Genomic DNA, 13,025 nt, shown 5'->3' with positions numbered 1-13,025 from the left:
CCTTCATGTGATCTCCGCTGTATCGACTTGTGACAGACGTTCGAGTGCGGCTACGTTCACCGTCAACCTCAGCCGTCACTCGAAAGGCCACCGCATGCGCTCCGGGAACGGTAGACACCGCCGCCCCCGTCAGGCTCCAGCTCTCGTCGTCGCGGCAGGAGTCGCCGGATCGGCCATCGCCATCCCGCTGCTCGGCGCGACCGGCGCGAACGCTGCCGAAGCCACGACCTGGGACCGGGTGGCCGACTGTGAGAGCGGCGGCATGTGGAGCGCCGACCTCGGCAACGGCTACTACGGCGGACTCCAGTTCTCGCCGGAACTCTGGCAGCGCTTCGGCGGTACGGCGTACGCGCCGCGCGCCGACCTCGCCAGCCGCTCCCAGCAGATCCAGGTGGCCGAGAAGGTACTGGCGGGACAGGGGCCGCAGGCGTGGCCGAGCTGCGCGCTCATCTCGGGCCTGACGGAGGGTGAGGACGCCGCGCCGGGCGGCGGTGCGACCGCTGAGCCGGAAGCCGCGCCGAAGGCCGGCTCGAAGGCCGACGCGTCGGCCGAGGCGCCGGAGAGCACTACGGCCCCGAAGGCGTCCTCGGGCAAGAAGGCGGCCGGCGCCGGGAAGTCCGCCGGGCCGGCGGCGACCCCGCCGGCCGGCGCCGCCGACTCCGCGGAGGCCGAGACCGACGACGCCGCCGAGACGTCCGGCGCGCCCGCCCGTGAGGCCGCTGGGGCCGCCTCCGGGAAGGACGCTCCCCAGGGCAAGCACCGCGGCGTGAAGGCCCGGGAGGACGCGGGCGCCCTATCCGGCGATTCGGTCATAGATCGCGAATCGGGCCGCCATGCCTCGCGAGGTGACGGGCCGACACGCGACGCGGTCGGCACGTCCGGCGCCCAGGGGCGGGAGCGGGAGGCGGACGCCGGCGAGGGCAAGGGCGAGGACGCGGACCAGGGTTACACCGTCCGCACCGGCGACAACCTCTGGGCCATCGCCGACGCGCACGACGTGCGCGGCGGCTGGCCGGCGCTCTACGCCGCGAACGAGAAGGCCGTCGGGTCCGATCCGGACCTCATCGTCCCTGGCCAAAGCCTCGATCTGGACTGAAATCAGGGGCAGTTCGGGCCGGTATGTCCCCATTGGGGGCAGTGAGACATGGGTCTCTTTGCCTCACTTCACACGGTCGGCCCGAACGGACCGTCAGATTCGCCCCTGACCTGCGCGGATGGAGATCGGGCGGGGGCGCGAATGGGCGATATTTCCGTGATGCTCCTCTTTGAACATCGCGGGCTCATGTGTTTACGGTCGAACCGCTCGCCACCGCGGGCCCCGTCGACCGTCACGCCGAATCCTGCCGGCGGCCGGGGGGAACCGACGCGTAAAGCGCCGTAGGCAGGAGCGGGGGACCCAGGTAGGCGCCGGGCACCGGACGTCGGAAGACGGACGGAACCGGCTTGGGGTTAAGGCGCGCGACGCAGGTCGCGCGGCCGGGCACTCATTGGCCCGAACCCGACAGCTCACCTCGTAGGCGTCGGTGAGGAGATGTCGCATGCTGTTTTCCGGCAAGGCCAAGCACCGTCGTCCGTCCAAGGTCACCCGCATCGCCGCGTTCGCCGGCATCACCGGCGCCGCTGTCGCCGTCCCGCTGATGGGCGCGACGTCGGCCTCCGCCGCCTCCGTCGAGACCTGGGACGCTGTCGCCCAGTGCGAGTCCGGCGGCAACTGGTCCATCAACACGGGCAACGGTTACTACGGTGGCCTGCAGTTCTCCGCGTCCAGCTGGGCCGCCGCCGGCGGCACGCAGTACGCCCCCACCGCCGACAAGGCGTCCAAGGCCCAGCAGATAGCCACCGCCGAGAAGCTCCTCGACATGCAGGGCCCGGGCGCCTGGGCCTGCGCCGGTGCCGGCGGCCTGACCAACGACGGCGTCGACCCGGGTGTCGACACCTCCGGCTCCTCGCAGCCGCAGCAGCAGAAGGCCGCGCCCCAGCCGCAGCAGACGCAGGAGCAGGCCGCCCCGCGCGCCGCCGAGCAGCCCGCCTCGCGCAGCGAGGTCCGCTCCGCGCCGAAGGCCGAGACCGCGAAGCCCGCCGCCCCGAAGACCATCGAGAAGGGTGACGGCGAGTACGAGGTCAAGTCCGGCGACACGCTCGGCAAGATCGCCGAGGCGAAGAAGGTCAAGGGCGGCTGGGCGAAGCTCTACGAGCTGAACAAGGACATCGTCGACGACGCCGATGTCATCTACGTGGGCCAGCAGCTGCACCTCGGCTGACCCGCTTCCCCCCGGAACACCCCGGTCCGGCGCGCTTCCCCCGTGCGCGCCGGGCCGGGGTTTCCCCTTTCCCCTTACCGATCAGTAGTCCGGAACGCCCTCCCGCACATCCAAGAGTTACGTCCGCTATTGCGGGGATTCGTGCCTCTTCTTGTCCCAGCGGGCGGGCGAACGGCCGATCGATGCCCCCGAGCCGGTTAGGCTCTTGTCGCAAGGCCAAAGTGACCCTGCATCCCTAGCGTCACATCCCAGAAGGAGATGCTCGTGCCGTCCATCGACGTCGTCGTAGCCCGGGAAATCCTGGACTCCCGAGGCAATCCCACGGTCGAGGTCGAGGTCGGCCTCGACGACGGCAGCACCGGTCGTGCTGCTGTTCCGTCCGGTGCCTCCACCGGAGCGTTCGAGGCCATTGAGCTTCGCGACGGTGACCCGAACCGCTACCAGGGCAAGGGTGTCGAGAAGGCCGTCCTCGCCGTCATCGAGCAGATCGGCCCGGAGCTCGTCGGCTACGACGCCACCGAGCAGCGCCTGATCGACCAGGCCATGTTCGACCTGGACGCCACCGAGAACAAGGGCTCCCTCGGCGCCAACGCCATCCTCGGCGTCTCCCTCGCCGTCGCGCACGCCGCCTCCGAGGCGTCCGACCTCCCCCTCTTCCGCTACCTCGGCGGCCCGAACGCGCACCTGCTGCCCGTTCCGATGATGAACATCCTCAACGGTGGGTCGCACGCCGACTCCAACGTCGACATCCAGGAGTTCATGATCGCGCCGATCGGCGCCGAGTCGTTCTCCGAGGCCCTGCGCTGGGGCACGGAGGTCTACCACACCCTCAAGTCCGTCCTGAAGTCCAAGGGCCTCTCCACCGGCCTCGGCGACGAGGGCGGCTTCGCCCCGAACCTGGACTCCAACCGCGCCGCGCTCGACCTCATCCTGGAGGCGATCAAGCAGGCCGGTTACGTCCCCGGTGAGCAGATCGCGCTCGCGCTCGACGTCGCCGCCTCCGAGTTCTACAAGGACGGCAGTTACGAGTTCGAGGGCAAGTCCCGCTCGGCCGCCGAGATGACGGAGTACTACGAGGAGCTCGTGGCGGCGTACCCGCTCGTCTCCATCGAGGACCCGCTCTTCGAGGACGACTGGGCCGGCTGGAAGGTCCTCACCGACAAGCTGGGCACCAAGGTCCAGATCGTCGGCGACGACCTCTTCGTCACCAACCCGGAGCGCCTGGCGCGCGGCATCGAGGAAGGCGCCGCCAACTCGCTGCTCGTGAAGGTCAACCAGATCGGTTCGCTGACCGAGACCCTGGACGCCGTCGAGCTCGCGCAGCGCAACGGCTTCAAGTGCATGATGTCGCACCGCTCCGGCGAGACCGAGGACGTCACCATCGCCGACCTCGCCGTCGCCACCAACTGCGGCCAGATCAAGACCGGCGCCCCGGCCCGCTCCGAGCGCGTCGCCAAGTACAACCAGCTGCTGCGCATCGAGGAGATCCTCGACGACGCGGCGGTGTACGCCGGCCGCTCCGCCTTCCCGCGCTTCAAGGCGTGACCGCGAGGCGCACCGGCCACGCCGTAACAGCCGCGGCGTAACAGCACAGCCAGTCGTACGTACGTCCCCGGCCGCGGTCCCGTACCGTGTCCGGGGACGTACGTGCGTAACGGCAGGGGAGGCGGGAGACATGGCCGGGAAGGACCGGGACCGGTTCTCCACCGCGACCAGGCTGCGGGTGCTCGGCGAGCAGACCGCCGCCCGCGTCTACCGCTCGCAGACCCGCCGTCAGGCCCGCCGCTCCCGGCTCACCGGCCGGGCCGCGCTCCTCGTCCTGGTCCTGTGCTCGCTGATCGTGGCCCTCGCCTATCCGATGCGTCAGTACGTGTCGCAGCGCGGCGAGATCGCCGACCAGCAGCGCAAGATGCGGGAGGCGGGCCGGCGCGTCGAGGAGCTCCGCGACGAGAAGGCCCGGCTCAAGGACGACGCGTACATCGAGCGCCTCGCCCGCGAGCACCTCCACCTCGTACGGCCGGGGGAGACGGGCTTCACCGTCGTCGACCCCGGCGCCCGCGACAAGCGCCGCGACGACCGGGCGGGCACCGGCCGCCCCTGGTACACCAACCTCTGGGACGGTGTCGACCAGGCCGACCGCCCGGCCGGGTGACCGTCGGTCAGCAGCGCAGCAAGCCAGTCATCAGCAGTCACGACACACACGAAGGCACGAACGCACGCATGGACGCCGCACCCCCGACCACCCCGCGCACCGAGCCCACCGAGGCGGACATCGCCGCGTTCAAGCTGCAGCTGGGCCGCCCCCCGCGCGGACTGCGCGCCATCGCGCACCGCTGCCCGTGCGGACAGCCGGACGTGGTCGAGACGGCCCCGCGTCTGGAGGACGGCACGCCGTTCCCGACGCTGTACTACCTGACCTGCCCGCGCGCGGCCGGGGCGATCGGCACTCTGGAGGGCTCCGGCCTGATGAAGGAGATGCAGGACCGCCTCGCCGAGGACCCCGAGCTGGCCGCCGCCTACCGCGCCGCCCACGAGGACTACATCCGGCGCCGCGACGCGATCGAGGTGCTCCAGGGCTTCCCGAGCGCCGGCGGCATGCCGGACCGCGTGAAGTGCCTGCACGTCCTGGTCGGCCACGCGCTGGCGGCCGGCCCCGGGGTGAACCCGTTCGGCGACGAGGCGCTCGCGCTGCTGCCCGAGTGGTGGGCCAAGGGCCCGTGTGTGACGCCGTGCGCCGAGGGCGACACCGGCCAGGAGGACGCCAAGTGACCCGGGTGGCCGCCATCGACTGCGGTACGAACTCCATCCGCCTGCTCGTCGCCGACGCCGACCCCGCCACGGGCGAGCTGACCGACGTCGACCGCCGGATGCGGATCGTGCGGCTCGGCCAGGACGTCGACCGCACCGGGCGCCTGGCCCCCGAGGCGCTGGAGCGCACCTTCGCCGCCTGCCGCGAATACGCCGAGGCCATCGCGGCGCACGGTGCCGAGAAGGTCAGGTTCGTCGCCACCTCGGCCTCCCGCGACGCCGGGAACCGCGAGGACTTCGTGCGCGGCGTCCACGACATCCTGGGCGTGGAGCCCGAGGTGATCACCGGTGACCAGGAGGCCGAGTTCTCCTTCACCGGCGCGACCAAGGAGCTGACCGGCCGCGAGGACCTGGCCGGCCCCTACCTCGTCGTGGACATCGGCGGCGGCTCCACGGAGTTCGTCACCGGCGACGACCGGGTGCGGGCGGCCCGCTCCGTCGACATCGGCTGCGTACGGATGACCGAGCGCCACCTGGTACGGGACGGCGCCGTCACCGACCCGCCCACCCCCGGGCAGACCGCCGCGATCCGCGCCGACATCCGCGCCGCGCTCGACCTCGCCGAGGAGACGGTGCCGCTGCGCGAGGCGCACACCCTCGTCGGGCTCGCGGGTTCGGTGACGACCGTGGCCGGGATCGCGCTGGGCCTCGAGACGTACGACTCGGCAGCGATCCACCACTCCCGCATCCCGTACGAGCGGGTCGCGGAGATCACCGGCCGGCTGCTCTCCTCGACGCACGAGGAGCGGGCCGCGATCCCCGTCATGCACCCGGGCCGGGTGGACGTCATCGCGGCCGGCGCGCTCGTACTGCTGGAGATCATGGAGCGGACCGGGGCCCGGGAGGTCGTGGTCAGCGAGCACGACATCCTCGACGGGATCGGCTGGTCCATCGCCTGAGCCGGGCCCTGGCCTGGTCGACGACCCCTCCCGGAGAGGCGCTCCGGGAGGAGCCCCGCAGGCCCCCTCGGGGCCTCCCCGGCCTCTCCCCGGCGCCTTCCCGGGCCCGCCGCGGACATCGCGGAGGCCCCCCGCCGACGAACTTCGTGAAGTTCTTCACAAGGAATTGGGGGCAGGCGGCCCCCGATCGGGGGTCCGGGGCCCCGTCCGCCGCCCAACTCGGGTGCGCCACTCGCATTTCGGACGGTTCCGGGCGCGTTGCGCCGAGGTGAAACGGACCGGTGGTACAGCCCCCGAAAAGGCGCGAACCACAAGCTCACGAGGGGTTTTCAACGTCCCGTCACAGGCCGTGGTTCCCCTGTCGCACCATGACCTGTGTCACGTGGGCGGCGGAGTGTAGCAGAGGTGCCCCGGATGCTTGTGAAGGGGCTCACGAGCCACCCCCCTCGGAGGGGTGGATACTCGATGGCATGAGCACCACGGAGCGTCCCAGGATCCTCGTAGTAGGCGGTGGGTACGTAGGCCTGTACGCAGCTCGACGCATCCTCAAGAAGATGCGTTACGCGGAAGCGACCGTCACGGTCGTCGACCCGCGCTCGTACATGACGTACCAGCCCTTCCTCCCCGAAGCCGCCGCCGGCAGCATCTCGCCGAGGCACGTCGTCGTACCCCTGCGACGCGTCCTGCCCAAGGCCGAGGTGCTCACCGGTCGGGTCACCACCATCGATCAGGACCGCAAGGTCGCCACGGTCGCGCCGCTCGTCGGCGAGGCCTACGAGCTGCCCTTCGACTACCTGGTCGTCGCCCTCGGCGCGGTTTCCCGCACCTTCCCGATCCCCGGCCTGGCCGAGCAGGGCATCGGCATGAAGGGCGTGGAGGAGGCCATCGGCCTCCGCAACCACGTCCTGGAACAGCTGGACAAGGCCGACTCCACGACCGACGAGGACGTCCGCCGCAAGGCGCTGACCTTCGTCTTCGTGGGTGGCGGCTTCGCCGGCGCCGAGACCATCGGCGAGGTGGAGGACATGGCCCGCGACGCGGCCAAGTACTACACCAACGTCAAGCGCGAGGACATGCGCTTCCTGCTGGTCGACGTGGCCGACAAGATCCTCCCCGAGGTCGGGCCCGAGCTCGGCAAGTGGGGCAAGGAGCACCTCGAGGGCCGCGGCATCGAGGTCTACCTCAAGACCGGCATGGACTCCTGCGTGGACGGCCACGTGGTGCTGAACAACGGCCTGGAGGTCGACTCCAGCACCATCGTCTGGACCGCCGGCGTGAAGCCGAACCCGGCGCTGGCCCGCTACGGCCTGCCGCTCGGCCCGCGCGGTCACGTGGACACGTCCGAGAAGCTCCAGGTGCAGGGCACCGACTACATCTGGGCCGCCGGCGACAACGCCCAGGTCCCGGACATCGCCGCCCGCAAGGCCGGCGTCGAGAACGCCTGGTGCCCGCCGAACGCCCAGCACGCGCTGCGCCAGGCCAAGGTCCTCGGCGACAACGTCATCTCCGGGATGCGCGGCTTCCCGCAGAAGGACTACAGCCACGCCAACAAGGGTGCGGTCGCCGGTCTCGGCCTGCACAAGGGCGTCGCGATGATCGTCATGGGCAAGATGAAGATCAAGCTCAAGGGCCGTCTCGCCTGGTACATGCACCGTGGCTACCACGGTCTGGCCGTGCCCACCTGGAACCGCAAGATCCGCGTCGTCGCCGACTGGACCCTCGCGATGTTCCTCAAGCGCGAGGTCGTCTCGCTCGGCGCCATGGAGACTCCGCGCGAGGAGTTCTACGAGGCCGCCAAGCCGGCCCCGGCTCCGGCCGCCCAGGCGGGCGTGCCCGCCGGCGGCCAGAAGGCCAAGGCGTCCTGACGCACCGGCAGCCCCGGTGAAGCTGCGGTGGGCCGAGCTGCGGCCGGTCCGCAGGCAGCCGGGCAGCCGGCCAGTCGGGTAGTCAGTCAGTCAGTACAGCGCAGCCCGAAGGGGCCGCCCGCCATCCGTGGTGCGGGCGGCCCCTTCGGCGTACCGGCTTACGACGTTCGTACACGCGGAGCATGTAGAGGCCATCCGCTTTGCCGATCCCTTACCCGGGACCATGATGCGGCGGGGTGCGCAGCGGCGTTATTGAGGGAAGAACGTCGCCGAACAATCCGGGCTCCACCGTCACGGAGGTGTGCACCATGGCCGACGCCGCCCTGCGTCTGACCACGCTCGCCGAGGAACTCCTCGGGTCTCCCCTGCCGATCCGCATCCGGGCCTGGGACGGAAGTGAATCCGGCCCTTCCGGTGCCCCGGTCCTCGTCGTCCACAGCCGCCGCGCGCTGCGTCGCCTGTTGTGGAAACCCGGCGAACTCGGCCTGGCCCGCGCCTGGGTGGCCGGTGAGATCGACATCCCGGACGACCTGTACGAGACCCTCGACCGCATCGCCGGACTGCTCTGGGAGCGCGGCGCCGAGGCCAAGTCCGCCGTCCACGCCGTGCGCGACCCCCGCCTGCGCGCCGCCGCCCGGGGCCTGATCGCCCTCGCGGGCCCCTGGCCGCCACCGCCCCCGCCCGCCGAAGAGGTCAGACGCCGCACGGGGCCGCTGCACACCAGGCGCCGCGACAAGGAAGCGATCAGCCACCACTACGACGTGGGCAACGACTTCTACGGGCTGGTGCTCGGCCCCTCGATGGTCTACTCGTGCGCGTACTTCGACGATTCCGCCGGGGGGCGGACCCTCGAAGAGGCCCAGTACGCCAAGCTCGACCTGATCAGCCGCAAGCTGGCGATCGGGGAAGGGACGCGGCTGCTGGACGTGGGCTGCGGCTGGGGCTCGATGGCCATCCACGCGGCGCGCGAGTACGGCGCCCGGGTCACCGGCATCACGCTCTCCAAGGAGCAGGCGGCGTACGCCCGCAAGCGCATCGCCGACGAGGGCCTGACCGACCGCGTCGAGATCCGGGTGCAGGACTACCGGGACGTCAGGGACGGCCCGTACGACGCGATCTCGTCGATCGGGATGGCCGAGCACGTCGGCTCGGTCCGCTACCGGGAGTACGCCGAGGACCTGTTCGCCCTGCTGAAGCCCGGCGGCCGGCTGCTCAACCACCAGATCGCGCGGCGCCCCGAGCCCGACGAAGAGGTGTACCACGTGGACGAGTTCATCGACGCGTACGTCTTCCCGGACGGTGAGCTGGCGCCCATCGGCCGGACCGTGGGGACGCTGGAGGAGGCGGGGTTCGAGGTCCGCGACGTCGAGTCGATCCGTGAGCACTACGCCCTGACGCTGCGCCAGTGGGTCGCCAACCTGGAGGCGGACTGGGCGGCGGCCGTACGGGCGACCTCCGAGGGGCGGGCCCGCGTCTGGCGGCTCTACATGGCGGCCTCCGCGCTCTCCTTCGAGCACAACAGGATCGGCGTGAACCAGGTCCTCGCCGTACGGCCCGGGGAGGGCGGCGCCTCGGGCATGCCGCTGCGCGCCCGGACGTGGAACCCGGCGGCCGGTTGACGGCCGGCGCACGGTGAAGGGCCGGCCCCGCCCGGGACCGGCCCTTCACCGTGTGCGCGGTACCGCCGCCCGCGCGGCCGCGTACTCCGCCTACTCCGCCTTGATCGCGGCGAGCATGTTCAGCCGCGCGGCGCTGCGGGCCGGCCACATCGCGGCCAGTACGCCGACCACCGCGGCCAGCAGCAGGAAGACGCCGAACCGGTCCCACGGCAGGACCAGCGCGTAACCCGGCACCGAGTCCTTGACCGTCTGGCCGACGGCCCAGCCCAGGAAGGTGCCGAGGCCGATGCCGATCACCGCGCCGAAGAGCGAGATGACCACGGCCTCCAGCCGGATCATGGTCTTGACCTTGCCGCGGTCGAGGCCGATCGCCCGCAGCATGCCGATCTCCTGCTGACGCTCGAAGACGGACATCGCCAGGGTGTTGATGACACCGAGCACCGCGATCAGCAGGGCCATGCCCAGCAGCCCGTACATGATGTTCAGCATCTGGTTGATCATGCCGCCGAACTGGTTGCGGATGTCCTGCCGGTCCATCACGTTGATCGCGGGGTTCTGGCCCAGCGCGTCCACGAGCGCCTTCTCGTTCGCCGCGCTCGCGCCGCCGTCCGTCTTCACCCAGATCTCCCGGATGTACGGCTTGGCCTCGTGCTCGGCCACGATCTCCTGGTCGATCAGCACCGGCGAGAGGAACTCGTTGCCCTTGTACGTCGCGCCGACCGTCAGCTTCTGCTTCTCACCGTCCGCGAACTCCACCGGCACGCTGTCGCCGACCTTGAGGCCGCGGCTCTTCGCGGTCTCCTCGGCGACCGCGATCCCGCCCTCGGCGAGCGAGTCCAGCGAGCCGGAGACCGGCGCGACGTCGATGACCCGCTCGATGTCGCCGGGGACGACACCGGAGGCCGCGGCCCAGGTGCCCTTCAGCTCGAGGTCGGCGGCCGTCTGCGGGGAGAGGGCCGAAACGCCGGGCGTCCTCTCCAGGGCACCGAGCGCCGAGGCGTCCAGCGAACCCCCGTTGGCCATGGAGAACATGTAGTCGGCCTTGATGTTGTCCGTGGTCATCTTGTCCACGGCCCGGCCCATGGTGACGCCGAGCACGGAGAGCCCGGTCACCAGGGTGAGACCGATGGCCAGCGCGGACGCGGTGGCTCCGGTACGCCGCGGATTGCGCACCGCGTTCTGCCCGGCCAGCGTGCCCGACACCCCGAAGAGCTTGCCGATCAGCGGCCGTACGAGCGCGATCACCGGCCGCGACAGCAGCGGGATCAGCACGATGATCCCGATCAGCGCGAGGAAGGCACCGGCCCCGATGAGCATCCGGCCGTCCTCGCCGGCCGCCGCGCCGCCGAGGATGCCGGCCGCGCCCAGCAGCGTGATCGCGCCGCCGACGGAGTTGCGTACGACCAGCGACTTGGTGGTGGCGACGGCGTGCACGCTGCTCATCGCCGCGACCGGCGGGATCTTGGCGGCCCGGCGGGCGGGCAGCCAGGCGGCGAGCATCGTGACCAGCACGCCCACCGCGAACGCGGCGGCGACGGCGGTGGGGGAGACGATCAGCGGACCGGCCGGGGTCTTCGCGCCGAAGGCGGACATCGCGGAGCGCAGCCCCGTCGCGAGCCCCAGCCCGAGGACGAAGCCGACGACCGAGGCGAGCGCGCCGACCACCAGAGCTTCCAGCAGCACCGAGCGCTTGACCTGGCGGCGGGAGGCGCCGACGGCCCGCATCAGCGCCAGTTCCCTGGTGCGCTGGGCGACGAGCATGGTGAAGGTGTTGGAGATCAGGAAGATGCCGACGAAGAGCGCGATCGCGGCGAAGGCGAGCAGCACCTGGTTGAGCGCGCTCAGGCTGTCCTCGATCATCTTGGCCTGGTCGTCGGCGAGCTCCTTGCCGGTCTGGGCCTCGGCGCCCTCGGGCAGCAGCGGCTCCACCGCGTCGAGCAGCCGCTGCTCGGACGCGCCGGCGGCGGCGGTGACGGTGACGTCCTCGAAGCGGCCGGGCGTCAGGTAGAGCTTCTGCGCGACGGGCGTGTCGAAGAGCACCAGCGAGCCGCCGGCGTTGACCTGGCCGTCCTCGGTGGTGAAGACACCGGAGAGGGTGTACTCCCGCACCGGGCCGTTGGTCGCGACCCGCACGGTGTCACCGGTCTTGTACGCGCCCTTGTCGGCCGTGGCCCTGTCGAGGGCGACCTCGCCGGCCTTCGCGGGGCCGGAGCCGTCGGTGAAGTCGTACGCGGCGTCCTTGCCGTCGTCGCCGGGCGCGAAGTTCGCCCCGGTGTTGGACCAGCCGTTGCCGATCAGCTTGCCGCCGGGGTCGGCGACACCGGCGAAGCCGGAGACGCGCCCGGTGGCGGAGGCGACGCCGTCCAGGCCCCGGATCTTCTCCAGGGTCCGGGCGTCTATGCCCTGCTCCTTCTCGCCGTTCTCGCGGTCCGGGTAGGTGGTGACCGCTACGGCGACGTTGTCGTAGCTCTTCGCGGACTGGTTCCTGAAGGCGTGGGAGAGGGTGTCGGTGAAGACCAGGGTGCCGGACACGAAGGCCACGCCGAGCATGACGGCGAGCACGGTCATCAGCAGCCTGGCCTTGTGCGCGAGCACATTGCGCAGGGCGGTACGGAACATGTTTCTGTCAGTCCTGAGGATGGAGGGGGCGGCCGGAGGGCGACGGGCTCGTACGGGTCAGCTGGTGCGGCCCTTGGAGTCGAACTCCTTCATCCGGTCGAGGACGCCGTCCGCGGTCGGGGCGAGCATCTCGTCGACGATCCGGCCGTCCGCCAGGAAGATCACGCGGTCCGCGTACGACGCGGCCGTCGGGTCGTGCGTCACCATGACGACGGTCTGGCCCAGCTCGCGCACGGAGTTGCGCAGGAAGCCGAGGACCTCGGCGCCCGAGCGCGAGTCCAGGTTTCCGGTCGGCTCGTCGCCGAAGACGATCTCCGGCCTGCTCGCCAGGGCGCGGGCCACGGCGACGCGCTGCTGCTGGCCGCCGGAGAGCTCGGTGGGGCGGTGGCCGAGCCGGTCGGTCAGGCCGACCATGCCGATGACCGTGTCCAGCCACTCCTTGTCGGGCTTGCGGCCCGCGATGTCCATCGGCAGCGTGATGTTCTCGGCGGCGGTGAGCGTCGGCAGCAGGTTGAACGCCTGGAAGATGAAGCCGATCTTGTCCCGGCGCAACTGCGTGAGCTGCTTGTCCTTGAGGCTGCCCAGCTCGGTCTCGCCGATCCGCACGGAGCCGGAGCTGAAGGAGTCGAGCCCGGCCACGCAGTGCATCAGCGTCGACTTGCCGGACCCGGACGGACCCATGATCGCGGTGAACTCACCCTGCCGGAAGTCCACGGTGACCCGGTCCAGGGCGACCACCTGGGTCTCGCCCTGTCCGTAGACCTTCGAGAGCTCCGTGGCGCGTGCGGCCACCGCGGTGGTGCGGCGGGCGGCGGCGGTGGGGGTGGTGGTCACGAGAGGGCACTCCTGTCGGGGACGTTTGTGGGACTCGTCCATCGTCCCGTCCGATCGGCGCCCGCGGATCAGCCCCCGTACCCGTTCCCGCGGCCCTCTTGAGTCGCATCGCCGGGCCCG

At 71.2% G+C, this 13,025-nt stretch carries 10 protein-coding genes and 1 riboswitch; of the genes, 8 read left to right on the top strand and 2 right to left on the bottom strand.

The window, feature by feature from the left end:
- Positions 1-94 precede the first annotated feature (94 nt).
- The 8 genes from ABD374_RS18825 to ABD374_RS18790 all read left to right on the top strand — a co-directional run bounded on the left by ABD374_RS18825 (position 95) and on the right by ABD374_RS18790 (position 9,452).
- Complete coding sequence (locus ABD374_RS18825; protein WP_344496681.1) at positions 95-1,096, top strand: transglycosylase family protein; 1,002 nt, start codon at positions 95-97, stop codon at positions 1,094-1,096.
- A 267-nt stretch (positions 1,097-1,363) separates the two neighbouring features.
- A riboswitch (cyclic di-AMP (ydaO/yuaA leader) is annotated at positions 1,364-1,535 on the top strand.
- Positions 1,536-1,538: 3 nt separating this feature from the next.
- A complete protein-coding gene (locus tag ABD374_RS18820) occupies positions 1,539-2,261 on the top strand; it encodes a transglycosylase family protein (protein ID WP_344496679.1) in 723 nt (240 codons plus the stop codon).
- Between the two features lie 258 nt (positions 2,262-2,519).
- The gene (gene eno, locus ABD374_RS18815; protein ID WP_344496677.1) at positions 2,520-3,806 is read left to right on the top strand and encodes a phosphopyruvate hydratase; all 1,287 of its coding nucleotides are present in this window, start codon (positions 2,520-2,522) and stop codon (positions 3,804-3,806) included.
- Between the two features lie 130 nt (positions 3,807-3,936).
- On the top strand, positions 3,937-4,413 hold the full coding sequence (locus tag ABD374_RS18810) for an FtsB family cell division protein (RefSeq protein WP_344496675.1): 477 nt from the start codon (positions 3,937-3,939) through the stop codon (positions 4,411-4,413).
- Positions 4,414-4,481: 68 nt separating this feature from the next.
- Positions 4,482-5,030 carry a DUF501 domain-containing protein gene (locus ABD374_RS18805; protein ID WP_344496673.1) on the top strand — a complete coding sequence of 183 codons (549 nt, stop codon included), beginning with the start codon at positions 4,482-4,484 and terminating at the stop codon, positions 5,028-5,030.
- Complete coding sequence (locus ABD374_RS18800; RefSeq protein WP_344496671.1) at positions 5,027-5,968, top strand: Ppx/GppA phosphatase family protein; 942 nt, start codon at positions 5,027-5,029, stop codon at positions 5,966-5,968. Before ABD374_RS18805 ends, ABD374_RS18800 begins: the two co-directional genes overlap by 4 nt.
- A gap of 470 nt (positions 5,969-6,438) precedes the next feature.
- On the top strand, positions 6,439-7,833 hold the full coding sequence (locus ABD374_RS18795) for an NAD(P)/FAD-dependent oxidoreductase (RefSeq protein ID WP_344496669.1): 1,395 nt from the start codon (positions 6,439-6,441) through the stop codon (positions 7,831-7,833).
- A 308-nt stretch (positions 7,834-8,141) separates the two neighbouring features.
- Positions 8,142-9,452, top strand: coding sequence for a class I SAM-dependent methyltransferase (locus ABD374_RS18790; RefSeq protein WP_344496667.1), 1,311 nt, complete (start codon positions 8,142-8,144; stop codon positions 9,450-9,452).
- Positions 9,453-9,542: 90 nt separating this feature from the next.
- On the opposite strand, the gene ABD374_RS18785 is transcribed toward ABD374_RS18790, so the two are convergent.
- Together ABD374_RS18785 and ABD374_RS18780 are read right to left on the bottom strand one after the other, a co-directional pair.
- Positions 9,543-12,071, bottom strand: a complete 2,529-nt coding sequence (locus ABD374_RS18785) for an ABC transporter permease (RefSeq protein ID WP_344496665.1) — start codon at positions 12,069-12,071, stop codon at positions 9,543-9,545.
- A 57-nt stretch (positions 12,072-12,128) separates the two neighbouring features.
- Positions 12,129-12,905: an ABC transporter ATP-binding protein gene (locus ABD374_RS18780; RefSeq protein ID WP_344496664.1), complete on the bottom strand. Its 777-nt coding sequence runs from the start codon at positions 12,903-12,905 to the stop codon at positions 12,129-12,131.
- Positions 12,906-13,025 lie beyond the last annotated feature (120 nt).

This window comes from Streptomyces enissocaesilis, assembly GCF_039533765.1.
Taxonomy (GTDB): domain Bacteria; phylum Actinomycetota; class Actinomycetes; order Streptomycetales; family Streptomycetaceae; genus Streptomyces; species Streptomyces enissocaesilis.
The sequence above is the reverse complement of the archived record's forward strand: the minus strand, read 5'-3'. Positions and strand labels throughout refer to the sequence as shown.